At 70.8% G+C, this 14,853-nt stretch carries 23 protein-coding genes; 1 reads left to right on the top strand and 22 read right to left on the bottom strand.

Annotated features, from left to right (window positions below; translation table 11 throughout):
• Positions 1–24: 24 nt before the first annotated feature.
• The 19 genes from ACIRF9_RS30065 to ACIRF9_RS29975 form a co-directional block, all read right to left on the bottom strand.
• The gene (locus tag ACIRF9_RS30065; RefSeq protein WP_403828388.1) at positions 25–282 is read right to left on the bottom strand and encodes a hypothetical protein; all 258 of its coding nucleotides are present in this window, start codon (positions 280–282) and stop codon (positions 25–27) included.
• Positions 283–329: 47 nt separating this feature from the next.
• Complete coding sequence (locus ACIRF9_RS30060; RefSeq protein ID WP_403828386.1) at positions 330–854, bottom strand: hypothetical protein; 525 nt, start codon at positions 852–854, stop codon at positions 330–332.
• Complete coding sequence (locus ACIRF9_RS30055; RefSeq protein ID WP_403828385.1) at positions 854–1,333, bottom strand: hypothetical protein; 480 nt, start codon at positions 1,331–1,333, stop codon at positions 854–856. The genes ACIRF9_RS30060 and ACIRF9_RS30055 overlap by 1 nt, the downstream gene beginning before the upstream one ends.
• Positions 1,334–1,394: 61 nt before the next feature.
• A complete protein-coding gene (locus ACIRF9_RS30050; RefSeq protein WP_403828383.1) occupies positions 1,395–1,727 on the bottom strand; it encodes a hypothetical protein in 333 nt (110 codons plus the stop codon).
• 12 nt (positions 1,728–1,739) lie between these two features.
• Positions 1,740–2,153: a hypothetical protein gene (locus ACIRF9_RS30045; protein ID WP_403828381.1), complete on the bottom strand. Its 414-nt coding sequence runs from the start codon at positions 2,151–2,153 to the stop codon at positions 1,740–1,742.
• 4 nt (positions 2,154–2,157) lie between these two features.
• A complete protein-coding gene (locus tag ACIRF9_RS30040) occupies positions 2,158–2,559 on the bottom strand; it encodes a hypothetical protein (protein ID WP_403828379.1) in 402 nt (133 codons plus the stop codon).
• Positions 2,556–2,972 carry a DUF6093 family protein gene (locus ACIRF9_RS30035; protein WP_403828377.1) on the bottom strand — a complete coding sequence of 139 codons (417 nt, stop codon included), beginning with the start codon at positions 2,970–2,972 and terminating at the stop codon, positions 2,556–2,558. Before ACIRF9_RS30035 ends, ACIRF9_RS30040 begins: the two co-directional genes overlap by 4 nt.
• Positions 2,969–3,529, bottom strand: a complete 561-nt coding sequence (locus ACIRF9_RS30030) for a hypothetical protein (protein WP_403828375.1) — start codon at positions 3,527–3,529, stop codon at positions 2,969–2,971. The genes ACIRF9_RS30035 and ACIRF9_RS30030 overlap by 4 nt, the downstream gene beginning before the upstream one ends.
• 10 nt (positions 3,530–3,539) lie before the next feature.
• The gene (locus ACIRF9_RS30025) at positions 3,540–3,893 is read right to left on the bottom strand and encodes a hypothetical protein (protein WP_403828374.1); all 354 of its coding nucleotides are present in this window, start codon (positions 3,891–3,893) and stop codon (positions 3,540–3,542) included.
• Positions 3,893–4,270: a hypothetical protein gene (locus ACIRF9_RS30020; protein ID WP_403828372.1), complete on the bottom strand. Its 378-nt coding sequence runs from the start codon at positions 4,268–4,270 to the stop codon at positions 3,893–3,895. Before ACIRF9_RS30020 ends, ACIRF9_RS30025 begins: the two co-directional genes overlap by 1 nt.
• 15 nt (positions 4,271–4,285) lie before the next feature.
• Positions 4,286–5,140, bottom strand: coding sequence for a P22 coat protein - protein 5 domain protein (locus tag ACIRF9_RS30015; RefSeq protein WP_403828370.1), 855 nt, complete (start codon positions 5,138–5,140; stop codon positions 4,286–4,288).
• An 18-nt stretch (positions 5,141–5,158) separates the two neighbouring features.
• Entirely contained in the window at positions 5,159–5,920 is a 762-nt protein-coding gene (locus ACIRF9_RS30010) for a hypothetical protein (protein ID WP_403828369.1), read from the bottom strand.
• Positions 5,921–5,967: 47 nt separating this feature from the next.
• Positions 5,968–7,020 (bottom strand): hypothetical protein, encoded by a 1,053-nt coding sequence (locus ACIRF9_RS30005; protein ID WP_403828367.1) that lies wholly within the window; start codon positions 7,018–7,020, stop codon positions 5,968–5,970.
• Positions 7,017–8,480 carry a phage portal protein gene (locus ACIRF9_RS30000; RefSeq protein WP_403828365.1) on the bottom strand — a complete coding sequence of 488 codons (1,464 nt, stop codon included), beginning with the start codon at positions 8,478–8,480 and terminating at the stop codon, positions 7,017–7,019. The genes ACIRF9_RS30005 and ACIRF9_RS30000 overlap by 4 nt, the downstream gene beginning before the upstream one ends.
• A gap of 12 nt (positions 8,481–8,492) precedes the next feature.
• Positions 8,493–10,124, bottom strand: a complete 1,632-nt coding sequence (locus ACIRF9_RS29995) for a hypothetical protein (RefSeq protein WP_403828364.1) — start codon at positions 10,122–10,124, stop codon at positions 8,493–8,495.
• Complete coding sequence (locus tag ACIRF9_RS29990; RefSeq protein ID WP_403828362.1) at positions 10,111–10,578, bottom strand: hypothetical protein; 468 nt, start codon at positions 10,576–10,578, stop codon at positions 10,111–10,113. Before ACIRF9_RS29990 ends, ACIRF9_RS29995 begins: the two co-directional genes overlap by 14 nt.
• 187 nt (positions 10,579–10,765) lie before the next feature.
• On the bottom strand, positions 10,766–11,002 hold the full coding sequence (locus ACIRF9_RS29985) for a hypothetical protein (RefSeq protein WP_403828360.1): 237 nt from the start codon (positions 11,000–11,002) through the stop codon (positions 10,766–10,768).
• Complete coding sequence (locus ACIRF9_RS29980) at positions 10,999–11,256, bottom strand: hypothetical protein (protein ID WP_403828358.1); 258 nt, start codon at positions 11,254–11,256, stop codon at positions 10,999–11,001. The genes ACIRF9_RS29985 and ACIRF9_RS29980 overlap by 4 nt, the downstream gene beginning before the upstream one ends.
• Positions 11,253–11,636 carry a holin gene (locus ACIRF9_RS29975; RefSeq protein ID WP_403828356.1) on the bottom strand — a complete coding sequence of 128 codons (384 nt, stop codon included), beginning with the start codon at positions 11,634–11,636 and terminating at the stop codon, positions 11,253–11,255. The genes ACIRF9_RS29980 and ACIRF9_RS29975 overlap by 4 nt, the downstream gene beginning before the upstream one ends.
• A 40-nt stretch (positions 11,637–11,676) precedes the next feature.
• Between ACIRF9_RS29975 and ACIRF9_RS29970 the strand changes: the two genes are divergently transcribed.
• Positions 11,677–11,832 (top strand): hypothetical protein, encoded by a 156-nt coding sequence (locus ACIRF9_RS29970; protein WP_403828354.1) that lies wholly within the window; start codon positions 11,677–11,679, stop codon positions 11,830–11,832.
• Positions 11,833–12,018: 186 nt separating this feature from the next.
• Here ACIRF9_RS29970 and ACIRF9_RS29965 read toward each other — a convergent pair whose 3' ends face one another.
• From ACIRF9_RS29965 to ACIRF9_RS29955, 3 genes are all read right to left on the bottom strand, one after another.
• Positions 12,019–12,219 carry a hypothetical protein gene (locus ACIRF9_RS29965; protein ID WP_403828352.1) on the bottom strand — a complete coding sequence of 67 codons (201 nt, stop codon included), beginning with the start codon at positions 12,217–12,219 and terminating at the stop codon, positions 12,019–12,021.
• Between the two features lie 187 nt (positions 12,220–12,406).
• Positions 12,407–12,703 (bottom strand): hypothetical protein, encoded by a 297-nt coding sequence (locus ACIRF9_RS29960; RefSeq protein ID WP_403828350.1) that lies wholly within the window; start codon positions 12,701–12,703, stop codon positions 12,407–12,409.
• Positions 12,704–12,705: 2 nt separating this feature from the next.
• Positions 12,706–14,805: an FtsK/SpoIIIE domain-containing protein gene (locus ACIRF9_RS29955; RefSeq protein WP_403828348.1), complete on the bottom strand. Its 2,100-nt coding sequence runs from the start codon at positions 14,803–14,805 to the stop codon at positions 12,706–12,708.
• Positions 14,806–14,853 lie beyond the last annotated feature (48 nt).

The raw sequence follows: 14,853 nt of genomic DNA, 5'->3' as shown, positions 1-14,853 counted from the left end.
CTCACCCCCCGTCGTGCTCGTGCGCTACGTGCGCCGCTCGATGTGGACGTGCAGCCCTGCGGACTCGCCGCCCTTGTCCTGGTAGGCCCTCACAGCCTGTGCCGACGCTGTACAGGCGTGGCAGCGGATCAGCTCGGCCCGGTAGCCCTCTTCGTTGGCACGGTCTGTGGCCTCGCCCCAGGGCTGCCGGCACTCCGGGCAGGAGTCCGCCTCGACGTCCAGCAGGGCGAGCGCCCACGCCCGGTCCTCCGGCAGCCACAGCGGCTCACCGGGCCCGACCACCCGGCCGAGGAAGACCGAGCGGGGGACGCCCCAGGCGCGGGCGGCTTCTACTTCCCGCCGCCAAGGCCCGCCAGGAGTGCGGAGGCGGCCAGCGAGAAAGGGGAGGCGTCCGACGCCGCGTCGTTGTGGACCTCCCACGCGGCATCGAACAGGCGCTTCTGTTCACCCACGTTGACCTTTTCGAACAGCTCCTCGGCCTGCTCGGCGGTCATGACGGGGTCGACGCACGAGGCGACGATCAGCGCCTTCGGGAACGTGCGGTCGTCGAACAGCTCGTTGGGGTTGTCCGACGGGTGCGCGGCCAGCAGGTCGTTGTACGTGCGGTCGCCGACGAACCGCAGCACGAACGGCACCTCGGCCGCCTTCGCCGCCGTCTGCGCCTTGTCCAGCTCCTGGGCGATCCTGCGGCCCGGGTGCTCGTCGGCGATGCTCTCCGGCTGCCAGTCCTGCGACACCTGCGCCAGCTCTGCCGTGAGCCGTTCCACCTCGGAGGCGAGGTCGCCCCGGATGCACACCTTGACGGTGCGCTGCCGGGGCGTCGCGGCCTTGAGGATGTCCTCGATGTTGGGCATCAGGCCACCGTCGCGGCGGTCGCGGGAGGGCTGGTGACCTTGAGCGGGCTGACGAACTTCATGACCTCGTTCGCGGCCGGGGCCGAGTTCTGCGGCTCACCGCAGGTGACCGGGTACACCTCGCACTTCTGCGACGTCGCCCAGGCCGTCGCGTAGGCGATGCCGCGGCGCACGACCAGGTAGCCGCTGACGCCGTACTTCAGCGTCGTGTACGGGAGGTCCTCCGCGCCCGTGGTGCCGCGCTTGAAGGTCATCTCCGTGGCGAAGCCGACACGGCCCACGGTCGTCGTGTCGAACGTCGAGGCGAGCGAGGACGTGTCGACGTCCGCCGTGGACGGGTCGATCTTCAGGCCGTCCGGGGTGACCCGGGTCGTGAAGTCGCTGCCCGCGTTGAGCTCGGTCGTGGTGGGGGCGTTGATGTTGGCGATGGACGACGCCCAGACCACCTTGGTCATTCCGTCGCTGATCAGGTCGGACATGGGCCCTCCTCAGGGCATGAAAAACGCCCCGGCGGCGGGGCGGGCGGGACAGGGGCGAGCGTCAGATGACGAGGCTGGCGACGGTGACGCTGGTCGTCGAGGAGTAGGTGATCGAGGCGCTGGTGCCGTCGACGGCGGAGGCGAACAGATCCGGCGTGAGCGGGCCGATCATCTTGTCGCCGGTCGTCGCGGGGACGGTCACCACGAGGTCGGCGGCGGCCTGGCCCCGGACCTTGGCCGTCGCGGTGATCGTGACGGTCATCGACGAGCCGGCGGTGTTCTTGACGTGGAGGAAGCTGCGTTCGCCGCACGTCACCGTGGTGGACGCGGCGGCAGCCGAGTAGGTCGGGGTCAGGCCGCTCAGTGCGACGACCTGCTGGGCGAGAAGCGCCATGAGGGTCTCCTGTCAGGCGGGGATCGAACAGATCCGATACTGGACCGGCACGAAGAAGACGGGCGGGGTGACATCGTCGTCCCGCTGTACGGGCGGGCCGCCGAGGTCCTCGGCCGGCCAGCAGGTGCGGCCCTCGACAGCCAGCGGAGCGGCGAGGGCCTGGCGGACCCGGGCGGCGACCCACAGGGCCCGCTCGACGTCGCTCCCCACACAGGTGACCTGCATGGTGGAGTCGAAGTCCGTGCGGTTGTCGGCAAGCGACGCCCTCACGGCCATGCCCGGGTCCGGGTACAGGACGCAGAACTTGTCCGGCGGCGTCCAACCGCTGTCGGTGGGTGCGCCGCCGAGGTAGACGGTCAGGTTGGCCGCCTCCAGCGCGGCCTGGACGGCGTCCATGTGCGGGAGGACGTCGGGCGGGGTGCTCACGGGCTCACCACCAGGCCAGCCCGCGCGCGGCCAGCAGCTCCATCTGCGCGGTGAAGCGGGGCAGCTCGGCGGCGAGTGCTCGGCCGCCGTCGTTGTGCGGCGGGTTCTTGACCGAGCCGTACTCCAGGATCGCCCCCAGCGGACCCTGGACGCCGGCCTTGTCCGGGCCGATCGTCGCGGCCCAGATGTCCGGGCCGTAGGCGGCGATGTCGAACCCCACGGTGCGCGGGTAGTGCCGGGCGTGCTTCCCGCTGGTGGCCCGCGCGTTGTTGCGCCAGTCCCGCTTGACGTTCACCGCGCCCCGCATCACCACGCCGCGGGCGTCCCGCCGTACCCGGGGGATGCTGCGGGCCAGGTGCCGTTCCAGGCGGCGAACGTCGCGCATGTCGAAGCGAACTGAGCTCATGACCTCACCTCCGCTCTGATCCGCCAGGCCGTGGCGGTGGAGTTGAACTCGACGCTGGTGACCCACAGGCGCAGCCCGACCATGCGGGTGTCCGGCGAGTCGAGGACGTCCAGGACGGCACCGGGCAGCGGCCGTTCCGTGACCGTGGTGCTCCAGGGCACGGAGACCTCGAAGTCGGTCAGGGTGATCTGCCGCTCGGCTGCGTCGACTTCCTCGCCGCTGGCTGCGGCGACGGGCTTCACCCGGGCTCCCCCGGTGTAGTAGTCGACGAGTGGCGGCCCGGGCGTGGTCGTGCCGGTGGCCCGGTCGAACACGTCCGGGCCGGGCATCCATAGGTGGATCCGGTCGCGCTGGAGGTCCTCGGCTGCTGCCCGGCCGCGGGCGAGGAACTCCTCAAAGCCGGGTGCGGTCACGCGGAGCCCACCACCCACACGCAGCGTGCGCCGAGCTCGCGCTGGAGCGCGGCTAGTTCGCTGGGCAGCAGGTCCCCGGTGGCCTGGAGCGCCTCGGTCGCGTACACCTCGCGGTAGTCGTCGATGGCGCGCTCCCGCAGCCCCGCCGCCAGCCCTGCTGGGGTGCTGGCGAGGCGGTCAGCGACCTGGCAGGTGAGTTCCACGATGCCGTCGGGCAGCGTGTCCCATCCGCGCCGGTAGGCGACCTGGACCCGGGACGGGCACCCGGTGACGTGCAGGTGCTCGCCGTCCCACCACCAGCCCGTGAGCGTGGTGAGCACTCCCGTCTCGTCCACGGACGATACGGACTGGACCTCGAGGACCGGCGGCGCCGGCAGTTCGACATTCCCGTCCTCGACGGGCAGCTGCACGGTGACGACGCTGGCCGTGATGGGCTGGCCGGCCGCGCGCCGGATCCTGGCCGACGCGCGGGCGAGCAGCGCGGTGGCGGACCCGGACGGCAGGCTGTAGCCGTAACCGGTGGCGTCCGCCTCGGTCGCGAGCGAGGGAAGCGGCATGCGGCCCTCCTCAGGTGGGGCTCGGGGTGCCGTACTTCTCGATGAGGTCGGCCTTGGTCATGCCGTCGGCCTCTTCGGGGTCGGCGCCCTTCACGACCGCCCACCCGACCCACTCCGGCTTGTTGGCCGTCTTGGCCGGCTCGGTCAGCGGCAGGCCGGGAACCTGTTGCCCCGGGGCGGGCACCTGGCCGACGCCGGTGGGCCCTTCGGTCTCCTCGGCAGGCGCCTCGACGTAGGGGGTGCCGTCCTCGTTGACGCGCTGGAGCATGCCCTTGCGCAGGCGCTCCTCGATGGGCTCGGGCAGCGGCAGGTCCATCGCGTGGATGCCGCCGCCCTCGCCCCGCAGGTGGATCGTCTCGGCCATCAGGTGTTCCTCGGGACTCGCAGGGCGGTGATGGTGCCGGGGACGACGGCAGCGGCTACGTCGACGAGCATGCTGCCGTCGTTCTGCAGGAACCGGCCGGACTCGAACGGTCCGATCCAGGAGATGGTGTTGGCCGTGACGTTCACGACCAGGTCGCCCTGGCCGCCGGCGGCGGCCAGCGGGAGTGCGCCGGCCTTGACGGTGACGTTGCCGCCGGTCGCCCCGACCGCGACCCGCAGCACGGTCAGCTCCGGTTCGGCCTTGGCGATGGTGTGGCCGTTGCCGGTACCCGGGTTGAGGGTGACCGCGGTCAGGGAGGAGTCGGCGACTCCCGTGTTGGCGACGAAGTTGCTGTAGGCAACAGCGGTGCGTGCCATGTCTCAGGCCTCCGATCAGGTCTTGGACGCGAGGGCCGTGGCCAGCGCGTCGGGGCGGATGACCTTCGCGCCGTACAGCGCCAGGCCCTTGATGGCGTCCGAGAAGCTCGACTCCGGCCGGTACGCCTCGGTCTTGTTGATCTGCTCGGCGAAGGAGATCGCCGTGCTGTTCCCGGCGGTGACCACGTAGTCGTCACCGGTCGGGTTGGGGCAGTTGTTCGACCGGTAGATGGTGAACGTTCCGGCGCGACCGACGTAGCCGTTGCGCAGGGCCTGGCCGCCGTCACCCGACTTCTCGGCGTTGATGAAGTTGGGGTCGAGGAGCGCGCGCCCGTACAGCCACGGCGGCACGATCAGGTACCGGCCCTCTTCGGGCACGTTCGCCTCGGTCAGGGCGACCTCGAGGGGCACGACGATCTTCGAGTAGAAGTACTCGGGGTTCGTCGTCGGGACGCTGATCGTGCCGAGCTGGTTCGCCGCCTGGGCCTGCGTGTAGAGGCTGGCGACGTACTGGTCGACGACGTCCCGCAGCCCGTAGGCGGCCTCGCTCATCGCCTGGGGCATGACGTCGCCCTTCGCCTGCCGCTTGTCGACGTCGTCGACCTTGAAGGCGAAGTACTTGGACTGGTCGACGACCAGCGTGCGCTGGGCGTCGGTGAGCTCTTCCGGCGTGATGACCGTCGAGTTCGGCGTGTACGTACCGATCGTCGGCCGGGAGATCGAGGTGATGCGGACCGTGTCGCCCGCCTCCTGGATCTCGCCCTCGTAGTCGCGGTTGACCACGCCGGGGCCGGCGTAGACCAGGCTCTTGCGGAGTGCGACCAGGAGCTTGGCGGACCAAATCTCCGGCCGGAAACGCTTGATGGACATCGGTTTCCTCTCGGGTGGCTATCCGCCGAGGTAGTCGCGGAGCTGACCCTTGCGGTGAGCCTCGTCGATCTGCTCGGGCGTCATCTTGAGCACTTCTTGCTCGGTGAACTGCTTGGGGCCGCCGCGCCCCTTGCGGGCTCCGCCGTCCCCCGTGCCCTGGAACCTGGGCTCGGGCACCTTTGCGGCGACCCCCAGGTACGGGCGTTCCTTCAGGAGGTCCTCGATCGCCTCGGCGATCTCGTCCTCGTCGACCTGGCCGTCCTCGTCGACCTCGAACTGGCTGACGTCGAGGAAGGCGAGCGCGTCGCGCGGGTTGGCGAGCTTGCCCGCCGCCGCCGCGCGGATCTCGGACCGGACGATCCGCCCGTTGGCCTTGGCGGTTGCCGCCCGGTCGGCCTCGGTACGGATCTGCTCCGAGTCGTCGGCATTGCCGCCGGCGCCCTTGATCTGGTCGCGCTCGGACTCGGCGGCCTTGCGCCGCTCGCGTTCCTTGCGCCACTTCTCCTTCATGCGGTCGAGGGCCTGCTTGCCGGCGTCGCCGAGCTGGTCGGCGCCCTCCTCGTCTGCGTCGTCGTCCCCGTCGTCGCCCTGGTCGTCGCTGCCGTCCTGGTCGTCGTCGGCGTCGTCCCCTCCGTCGCTGCCGCCGTCGTCCTGGTCGTCGTCCTGGTCCTCGTCGTCGCCGCCGGCGTAGAAGACCGGCGACCAGGGGCCGACCGGGTAGGGGTGGGCCCAGCCGGCCGCGTGGTCGCGGACATGGCGGGGGAGGGTGGAGAGGTCCATGAGAGTGCTCCCGTTGCGGAAGTCAGGACCTGGGCGTTGCGCCCGGGTCAGGTCAGGTAGCCGAAGCGGCGAAGCATGCGGATCGCGTCCTCGCGGTCCTCGGCAAGCCGGTAGATCTCTTCCGGCAGCAGCCGTGGCGTGCGCAGTTGGAACGTCGGCAGGCCCCGTCTGGCGTCGATGCGGTCCCGGGCAAACCGGGTGCCGGTGCGGGCCTCGGCCAGTGCCCGTTCCCGGCGGTAGAACTGGCCGCGCCGGGTGGCGCCTTCGCGGGTCGCAGCGACCCGGCGGCCGTACGCGTCCGCGGTGTACATCCCCCGGCGGGCGTTGACGATCTGGGCCATGTCGGCGCCCTCGCGGATCGCCCTTGCCCCGGCTGCCGTGAAGATGCGGTCCTGCTCGGCCCTGGACAGGCTGTTGAAATAGCCGCGGGGGTCGATGAAGCCGCCCCGGCCCCCTTCCGAGGAGCCCCGGCCCAGGTGCTGGTTGCGGGCGATCAGCGTCGTCGGCAGGTGGATGCAGTCGCATCGCGGGTGCCGCTGAAACCCCTTGTTCCATCCGTACTCGCGCCCGGCGAGGATCACGCAGCGGGAACAGGCCGGCGGCTGCACCACCCGGACATAGCCCTGGATCGTCCGGCGCCCGGCGATCCCTACACCGACCGCTCCACGGCCCGCGTCGGCGACCTCGGAGCGCACGATCGTCGCCAGCAGCCCCCGCCCTGCGCTCAGTGCCTGCGGAGGCGTCGCACCCGACGACAGCGCCCGGTACGTGGTGATCAGCGGGCGCAACATCAGCGTGTCCAGGCTGCGCCCGTCGGCGGCGACCCCGGCGAATGCCGTCGCGTTGACCGTGCCCTCCATGAGCCCGTCCGCGCCCTCGGCTGCGACGACCGACGTGACGTAGTCGTCCGCGCCGCTGGCTGCCGCGAGCTGCCCCGCGGTGAGCACCTTCACCAGCCGTGGACTGATCACGCTCCATGACGCGCGCAGGTCGTTCGCGTCCAGCAGTCCCCACTCGCGCAGCGCCCCGGCCATGGAGGCCGCCGCGATCCGCCGCTGACGGGCCAGGTGCCGAGTCGCCAGGGTCAGGGGCTCCGTCACGGCACACCCTCGTCGGCCGGGTCCGGGCCGGGCGGCGGAGGCTTCTCGACGGTGCCGCCGCCCATGATGGCTGCCACCGGGTCGAACTCCGCCTCTCGAGCACGCATCTCCATCAGCGTGGCCACCTCGGGCGGGGTCAGCCCGAACCGCAGCGCCAGCCACTCGAAAGGGAAGCCGATCTGCTTCAGCTTCAGCAGGCTGTCGGTGAGCTGGGCGAGGTTGCGGGACTGCGGGTCCTTCCACAGCACCGTCCCGCCGGCCACGGCCTTGGCCTTGTCGTCCTCGCCGCGGGCCAGGCAGATCAGCTGGAACACCTCGCGCAGCGCCTGGCCGAACCACAGCTGCTTCTCCTCGGCCCGCTTGACCAGGCCGGTCTCAGCGGCAATCAGGGCGTCGCCGGACAGGTTGGCCATCTTGCCCACCAGGTAGTGCTGGGGGGTGCGGGTCTGCGCGGCGATGTGGCCCACGCAGACCTCAATCACCTCGGTGTACGCGGTGAGCTGGGCGGCAGGCCAGGAGTCGACCTTGGCATCGGGGTTCTCCAGCCACAGGATGCGGTCGGTGACGAACTTCTTCAGGTCGATCGGCCGCTCGCCGACCTTCTGCCCGGTCGAGTCCAGGACCGGGACCTTCGGGACCTCGGCGCCGGTGACGATCCGCTGGGTCAGCGAGGCATAGTCGGCGTTGGTGAACAGCATCGCCCACAGCAGGTTGATCGCGTCCTGCATGGCGATGACCCCGGAGACGTCCGAGACCGGCTCGGACGCCAGCAGCGGCCGGTTGGGCAGCTCCACCATCGGCACGACGCCCATCGGGTTCGGCTGCGGGTTCGGCTCGGCCCCGGTCTCCCGAGGCGTCCAGGAAGCCATGACCGCGTCAGCCTCCGCCATCTGCGGCGACTTCTTCTCCCCTGCGGACAGCGGCCGCTCGAACTTCCAGACCTCGGTGGGCAGGTACAGGGTGGCGAACTCGCTGAAGCCGTCCTGCCACATCTTCATCGCGGCCCGCCGACGTCGGCGCGACCCCGGCTCGTACTGCACTACGGCCGTCGAGGCGTCCTCGAAGGTGACGACGGGGTTCTCCTCGTCGTCCGGGTTGCCCCACACCAGCACGAAGCAGCGGGCCGCGTTCCCGGCGCCGAGGAAGCCCAGCTGCGAGTCGGCGTCGAGCGCGTTGCGCTGCCACACCCCCCACAGCTCAGCGTCCGCCTTCACCTCCCCGGGCGCCTGCACCCCGGTGACTGTGAGCCGCTCCACCGGGGAATCGGCCACCGGCTGCACCCAGTTGTCCGAGAACCCCTCGTAGCGGTCCGCGCAGTACTTCCGGAACTCGTCCGACGCGAACCGCAGCGGATGCTTGCCCCGGTAGTAGCGGTCGTGCCGCAGCACATCACCCGACCGGGACGTCAGCTCCGTCGCCAGGACATCCACCAGGCGCCGGGCCTGCTCCTCCGTAGCCACGCTCGCCCCCTCTCAGGCCGTGTAGGCGTAGTAGGTCGGCGGCGGCTCGGCCTGCCCCGCGGCGATGGCGTCCTGGGCCGCCTCGTGGGCCAGGACCGAACAGACGGCCAGGTCGATCTTCTGGAGCACCGTGGCCTTCCTCAGCACGTAGCGGTTCGACGGGCGCGCGGCCTTGCGGGCGTTGCGCACGTGGATGGACGTGGTCTCGCACCCGTCGTGCCAGAACGTCGAGTCCTTCTTCGTGACGTCCGTGAGCAGCTGCTCGCACGCGGCGTGCATCTGCACCACTCGGTTCGTGTGCCACTCCGTCACTCGCTTCTCGCCGAAGCGGGCCTGCCAGGCCGCGACCTCGCTGGTCCAGTACGGCGGGTCGACGTAGGCACGGACCACGTCGTACCGCTCGAACATCTCCCGGAACGCGGCGTCGACCTCCAAGCGCGGAACCTGGCCCTCCCACTCGGCCGGGTTCCAGACGCACGGCAGCCGATCCGGACCGTACCGCGGGGTGAACTGGTAGCCGTCGAGCGTCTCCGCCCGCAGCCCGGTCCAGTCGTCCACGTCGGAGCCGTCGAAGCCGAGCACGATCCGGGCACTGTCCGGGACCGTCCGGCGCCCGAGGCGGGCGTCCCACCGGTCCTGCTGGAGCCATGCACCCATGCCCGCGGTGATCCGGTTGCCGTAGAAGCGCTCGGCCTCCGCCGGCTCCTTCTCCAGCAGCTCGGCGGCCTCGCCCTCGATGGAGTCCAGGTCCACGTGATGGCTGCCCCGGTACACCACGGCGTGGATCTTCCGCCGCTCGGGCTTCTTGCCGTAGTCAAGATCCTTCGGCGGCAGCCGGTGGAACCGGTACACGTCCTTGACCTTGGTCTCCGCCGTCTTCTGCGCCACCGAGTTCTCGGTTGGGTCCCAGGCGTTCGTCTGTTCCAGCGAGCGCCCCGACATGCCGGCCAGGCCTCGGCGCTGCGTCGTGGCCACCTTCGTCATGCCGTTGCCCTCGGTCCAGATACCGGTCTCGTCCTGCGAGGCGAACGTGATCGGGTTGCCCAGACGGGACTGGGCGCTGGAGGTGACGACGTCGATCCGGCCGTCGTTCGGTAGCCGGATGAACTGCTCGCCCACCCGCATCACTTCGGCGAGCGGCCCGTTGCGGATCATCTCCTGAAGCGGGCGGTACGTGTTGTCGGTCTGGTCCTCGGACGTCGCCGTGATCTGGATCAGCGGCTTGTTCCACGGTCGGCCCATCGGCTCGCCCGGCTCGTACTCGTACACCCAGCCGCAGCCGCACCGGTGGTCAGAGCAGCGGTACCGCTCGCCGCCGAGCGCCCAGCCGCCGAAGAGCACCGGCCCGACGGCCTCGGCCGCGACGATGGACGCAGCCCAGGGGCCCTTGCCGCTCTTCTGCGGCGCCACGGCCTGTGCCCGCCGGTAGTGGAAGGCGGTCGCGAGCTGTCCCAGCTCGGCGGTCGGCTTGACTCGGTAGAGGTTGGCCGTGATCCGCAGCTGCCAGTCGTACATCTCGAACGGCGCCGGGGTGTCGTCCAGGCCGCCGACGGACTGGAGGCGGCAGTGCCGGGTGATCCAGTCCGGGACGACGAACAGGGCCGGGAAGTCGAGCGACCAGGTGCCGTCGTCAGCCGCTACCACCGGACACCGCCCTCAGCCTGGCGCGCGCCGAGTTCGGCGCGATCGTCGGCGTCGGGCCCGAAGGCGTCTCGTCGTCCTCGCTGGGACGCTCGATGCGCCACCGGTTCGCCCTCATACCCGGACTCGTCAGGCCGAGGCTGTCGGCCATCTGTCGCACCAGCGTGGACAGGTTCACCGCGGACTCCGGCATCTCAGCCTCAGCGAGCCGCCGGATGTACAGCGCCACCTCCAGCTCCTGGCCGTACCGCTCCCACATCAGGGCCTGCGGCGTCCGCCACAGGCGGGTCCACAGCTCGGACTCACGGTTGCTCAGGCCGAGCAGCGGCCAGTCGGGCGATGTGCCCTGGCGGCCCTCGGCGGGCAGGATCGTCCACTCGCCGGCGTCCCGTTCTCGCCGCAGCGCCTCCGGGTCGGGTGCCGGGCCGGAACGGGAGCGTGCTCCACCCTTCGCCATGTTGATCACTCCACTTGGCCGCGTTGCGCGGCGTCGGCGCCGTCACCTTGCGTGACAGCGGAGCATGATCACCGGGAGCTCTGAACCCGGCAGACCTGGGAGCCACCTCCCCGGCGGTCCCCCAGGCGATCTTGATCGGGGGTCCACCCCCACCGGGTGATCATGGAACTGTCACCCTCCGTCACGGCTACCCCTCATCCACCTGGTCCGACGGGGCCTCCATACGCTCGGCGATGCGGAGCATGCCGGCGCGCTCGATCCACCCCAGGCCGTCCGAGTAGGCCATGCTTAGGCGCGTGTCGCCCTCGTTGTCGATCACCTTCAGCAGGACCATGGCGCCGGCCACCAGCTCGCCGTCGGCGACGGTGGCCCTGATGCCGATGGCGTCGAGGACGTCGCCGACGGGCCTCGCCTCGTCGCTCATGGCTGCTGCTCCTGAGGAGGTGTCCAGCCAAGCCGCTTGAGCGTCTCCGCTACGCCGTCATCGACCAGCACCTCGGTGTCCTTGCTGCTGAGCGTGGTCACGTCAACGAGGCGCAGGCACAGCATCAGTACCGGCAGGCAGTGGTGCTCCGTGCTGAAGGACAGAGCTGTGACGCTGTGCGCAATGTCGTGTCCGTCGAGGAGGATCTCTCGGCGCATGCCGTCGGTGCTGATCTCGACGTTGTGCCGTGTCATCGGTTCCAACCTCCAGGCTGCTCAGTCGCGGTGTGGCTGCTGTGGCATGGCCCGCACAGTCCGCGGCCGTACCTCGGGTCGTTCGGGTCCAGGCCGGCGGCGACCAGGGCACGGCGGTCGTAGGGGTAGTGGTCGGCATGCTCGGTGGGACGACCGCAGGGCTGACCATGTCCGTGCTCATGCTCGGTGCAGACGCACGTCGGATGCTTGGCGAGGACTCCGGGGCGGAAGCGGGTCTCGTGCTCTCGTCCGTAGCCTCGCTGCCGTGCGCTGCCTCGCTGCTGCTCTGCCTGGCGTCGGTGCTCGTCGCACTTGCCGTGCTGCGTGTACTCGGGGCAGCGGGGGACGGAGCAGACACGCCAGCGCTGGGACTTGGACATGGCACCTCCGCTACCGTGTCCGGCCTTGGGGGTGGTGAACATGAAGCAGAAGCTCGACGTCCCGCTCGGGATCGTCGTGGCTGGCCTGGTGCTGCTGATCGGCAGCCGGTTGATCACGTGGTGGCCAGGCGTGATCCTCGGTGCCGCGATGATCCTGGGCGTCCTAGCCTCGGCGGCGGTGAAGCGCAGGCGTTGACGGGGACGGCGGCGCGGGCAGGCGCCCACCCTGCTCGCGGACGGCGCTACCCGTCTTCCGCGCCGCCATCTCCTGACACGACGAAGCCCCGGTGTTCAGGTCACCGGGGCTTCGCCGTGTGTCTGTGGTGCCCGTCCTGCGGGCATGGCTGTACACGGAGATCGTGACACCGTGCTGACCAGCAGGTCAAGCGACCTTGACGGCGTCGCGGTTGGCGGCATACGCGGTGACGTCGTTCACCGCGTACCAGGGCTGGCGGGGTGTGCCGCCCGCGCGGGTGAGCTTGCCTCGGCGGACCAGCTGGCGGACCGTGGCGAGGTCGACGCCGAGGACCCGCGCAGTCTGGTGGGCGGTCAGGTAGCCGGGGCGGATGAGCTGTGACTCCATGTCCCCAGTGTGCGGTAGCGATGTCGGCTGCGGAGGCCCTTGCCGGGGCCGGTTCCGGGGCGGTTACGGCCTCGCGCGGCCAGGTCCGAAACTCGAAACTTCGCAGGTGGGGGCCGATATCGGGGGCGAAACCGGTTTCGGATCAAGGTGAAACCGCAGGCTTGATCCGAAACCGGCTTTCGGTCCCCTACTCGCTGTCCTCGGCGGCCTCTTCGGGGTCCGGGTGCTCCCGCTCGTACCGCTCGCTGCACGTGCCGCACAGGCCCTCCGAGACGGGGGCTCCCGAGCCGAGGAACAGGTGGCTGGCGCAGAAGTAGCCGCCGCATCCGTACTCGTCGCCACCCGGTTCGTTGCCGCACAGATGGGCCAGGCCGCGGTCGATCTCGGCGAAGCAGCCGTCCTGCTCGCAGACGGCTTCCACGCCGTAGCCCGCCTCGATCGTCGTGCCGTCCTGGCGGGTGATCTCGTAGTAGGCGTTCCCCATGGTCACTCCTCGGTGTCGTCGGTCTGGGGCAGGTCGGTGTACCGGAGGCCCTTGGCACCGCCGCAGCACTCCCTGATGGTGAGCTGCCGGGTGGAGACCTTGAAGGGCTTCAGGGCGGCCGAGAGCGCGGTGGACGCGGCCGCGGCGTCCATCTCGGTCCACGGCTTGTACAGGTCGGCCCGGTAGGCGGCGAGGGCCTCGACGAGCCGGTGGGAGTGGACCGTCTCAACCCCGTCGGGCCAGATGGCGCGCAGGTGGTCGACGACCGTCTCGACGTCCTGGTCCCAGACGGCGGCGCCGACGGACTGGCCAGAGAGCGTGCCGGCGGCCGTGCGCAGGGCGAGGGCCCGCTTGGCGATGTCCTCGGCCTCGGTCTGCTTGATGAACGCGGCGCGGACGGTGATGCCTTCGCGGCCGCGGGCGAGGATCCCGGTGCCCTGCTCGTCCACGGAGATGTCGGTGGCGCGCATGCCGCGGTCGTAGGCGCCGGTGCCCAGCACGTTGTTGTTGGCCCGCCACTCCATGACGGCCAGGCACAGGCGGGTGCCGACGGAGGAGGAGACGGAGGTGGGCAGGGACGGGGCGTCGGGGTTCTGGGTGAGGAGGATGAGGATGATGCCGTAGGCGCGGGCCTTCTTGATGAGGCGGGTGGCGAGGGCGGCGGCCTCTTCCTTGTACTCGGCGTGGGTGAACAGCTCCTGCACCTCGTCGATGACGATGACGCGCGGGCCGAGCTGCTGCTCGGGGTATTTCTCGGCGAGCGCGCGGGTGACCTTGCGGCCCTCGGGGACCTCGGAGGCGGGCAGGGAACGCACGAACGCGGCGCGGCGCTGGTACTCGGCGATCCCGGAGCGCATGCCGCCGAGGGCGGCCTCGAGGTCCTCGTCTTCGTCACCACTGACGTACCGGTGGCAGATGGGCTTGACGGAGTCGAGGTCGCCGGAGCCCTTCAGCTCGTAGATCCACAGTTCGGCGGACGGGTCGAGGGCGACGCCGAGGACGATGGCGAGCGCGCACGAGGTCTTGCCGCTGCCGGGGATGCCTCCGACCAGCAGGTTCGAGTACATGAGGGTGATCTCGACGAGGTTGCCGCGCGGGTCGAAGCCGAAGGGCAGCGGCTGGTAGACGTCGGCCTGGCCGTCCTTCATGAGGGGCCACAGCTTGCGGGCGGCCTTGGCGGGGTCGCGCTGGGCGACCCACAGGACGAGCCGGCCGGGGTGGGCGGTGCGGTCGGCCTCGGGCCAGACGGTGCTGATGGGGCGGCGCATGGCGGCCGCCAGGGCGGCCCGCTTCTCCAGCACGGCGGTGGCCTCGATGCCGGGCGGGAGGTCGACCTCGGCGCGCCAGCCGGGGCCGTCGCGCATGACCTCGGAGGCGAACTCGACGCCCTTGCGGCCCTTCTTGCCCTCGATGCCGATGGCGGCGAGCGCGTCGAACACCTCGGTGGAGTCGAGGCGGCGGAGCACGTTGGTGGCGACGTAGCGGGTGATGAGGGCCTTGTCGCCCTTCTTCCCGGCCAGGCCAGCCAGGGCGGCGGCCGTGACGGCGCCGGTGAGGGTCCAGCCGGGTACGAGGAAGCCGCTGATCAGGGTGGTGATGCTGGTGGTGGTGGCGACAGCGAGGGAGGCCATGCGGCGCGGGCGGACGCGGCGGGAGTGCTCGCGCGAGAGCGCCAGCCAGGCCTCGATGTCCGCGCTGGCGGCGGCCTTGGCCTCGACGGGGCGGGCCTCGGTGTCGGCGACCCACTTGCCCCAGCGGACGAGGAGCCGACCGGTGCCGCGCGGGGCGCGCAGCAGCAGGCGGGAGAGGTAGACGGGCGTGCGGAGGGTGTGGAACGCGGTGACGTGCGCGTAATACGAGACGGTCCAGCGGGCAGCGTTGGTGAAGGCGTCGACCTTGCGGAGAAAGGTGGGGACGACGGGCGGGGCGTCGGCGAGGTAGGCCTGGGCGTCGGCGATCCAGGTGCCGGGCTCGGGGCTGGTGTCGGGCGGGTCGACGGGCCGGGGCTCGGCGTTGGCGACGACGTCGATGATGGTTTCGGTGAGGGTGTCGCCGAGGTCGGCGGGCGGGGTCTTGTGGAGCTGTACGACGTTGTCGGTCATCCTGGTCTCTCCGGTCGTTCTGATGGGCGGTCCGGGGCCCGGGGACGG

Origin of the sequence: Streptomyces sp. NPDC096132 (assembly GCF_044763345.1) — a bacterium.
In the GTDB taxonomy this organism is placed as follows: domain Bacteria; phylum Actinomycetota; class Actinomycetes; order Streptomycetales; family Streptomycetaceae; genus Streptomyces.
The sequence above is the reverse complement of the archived record's forward strand: the minus strand, read 5'-3'. Positions and strand labels throughout refer to the sequence as shown.

What these genes read in the sequence shown, in the direction of transcription:
- ACIRF9_RS29990 (WP_403828362.1), bottom strand. Translation starts at nt 10,578, where the DNA reads ATGGCGAAGGGTGGAGCACGCTCCCGTTCCGGCCCGGCACCCGACCCG.
- ACIRF9_RS30050 (WP_403828383.1), bottom strand. Translation starts at nt 1,727, where the DNA reads ATGGCGCTTCTCGCCCAGCAGGTCGTCGCACTGAGCGGCCTGACCCCG.
- ACIRF9_RS29960 (WP_403828350.1), bottom strand. Translation starts at nt 12,703, where the DNA reads ATGGGGAACGCCTACTACGAGATCACCCGCCAGGACGGCACGACGATC.
- ACIRF9_RS30030 (WP_403828375.1), bottom strand. Translation starts at nt 3,529, where the DNA reads ATGCCGCTTCCCTCGCTCGCGACCGAGGCGGACGCCACCGGTTACGGC.
- ACIRF9_RS30040 (WP_403828379.1), bottom strand. Translation starts at nt 2,559, where the DNA reads ATGAGCTCAGTTCGCTTCGACATGCGCGACGTTCGCCGCCTGGAACGG.
- ACIRF9_RS30020 (WP_403828372.1), bottom strand. Translation starts at nt 4,270, where the DNA reads ATGGCACGCACCGCTGTTGCCTACAGCAACTTCGTCGCCAACACGGGA.
- ACIRF9_RS29970 (WP_403828354.1), top strand. Translation starts at nt 11,677, where the DNA reads ATGAAGCAGAAGCTCGACGTCCCGCTCGGGATCGTCGTGGCTGGCCTG.
- ACIRF9_RS29980 (WP_403828358.1), bottom strand. Translation starts at nt 11,256, where the DNA reads ATGACACGGCACAACGTCGAGATCAGCACCGACGGCATGCGCCGAGAG.
- ACIRF9_RS29985 (WP_403828360.1), bottom strand. Translation starts at nt 11,002, where the DNA reads ATGAGCGACGAGGCGAGGCCCGTCGGCGACGTCCTCGACGCCATCGGC.
- ACIRF9_RS30060 (WP_403828386.1), bottom strand. Translation starts at nt 854, where the DNA reads ATGCCCAACATCGAGGACATCCTCAAGGCCGCGACGCCCCGGCAGCGC.
- ACIRF9_RS29965 (WP_403828352.1), bottom strand. Translation starts at nt 12,219, where the DNA reads ATGGAGTCACAGCTCATCCGCCCCGGCTACCTGACCGCCCACCAGACT.
- ACIRF9_RS30025 (WP_403828374.1), bottom strand. Translation starts at nt 3,893, where the DNA reads ATGGCCGAGACGATCCACCTGCGGGGCGAGGGCGGCGGCATCCACGCG.
- ACIRF9_RS29955 (WP_403828348.1), bottom strand. Translation starts at nt 14,805, where the DNA reads ATGACCGACAACGTCGTACAGCTCCACAAGACCCCGCCCGCCGACCTC.
- ACIRF9_RS29975 (WP_403828356.1), bottom strand. Translation starts at nt 11,636, where the DNA reads ATGTCCAAGTCCCAGCGCTGGCGTGTCTGCTCCGTCCCCCGCTGCCCC.
- ACIRF9_RS30015 (WP_403828370.1), bottom strand. Translation starts at nt 5,140, where the DNA reads ATGTCCATCAAGCGTTTCCGGCCGGAGATTTGGTCCGCCAAGCTCCTG.
- ACIRF9_RS30055 (WP_403828385.1), bottom strand. Translation starts at nt 1,333, where the DNA reads ATGTCCGACCTGATCAGCGACGGAATGACCAAGGTGGTCTGGGCGTCG.
- ACIRF9_RS30010 (WP_403828369.1), bottom strand. Translation starts at nt 5,920, where the DNA reads ATGGACCTCTCCACCCTCCCCCGCCATGTCCGCGACCACGCGGCCGGC.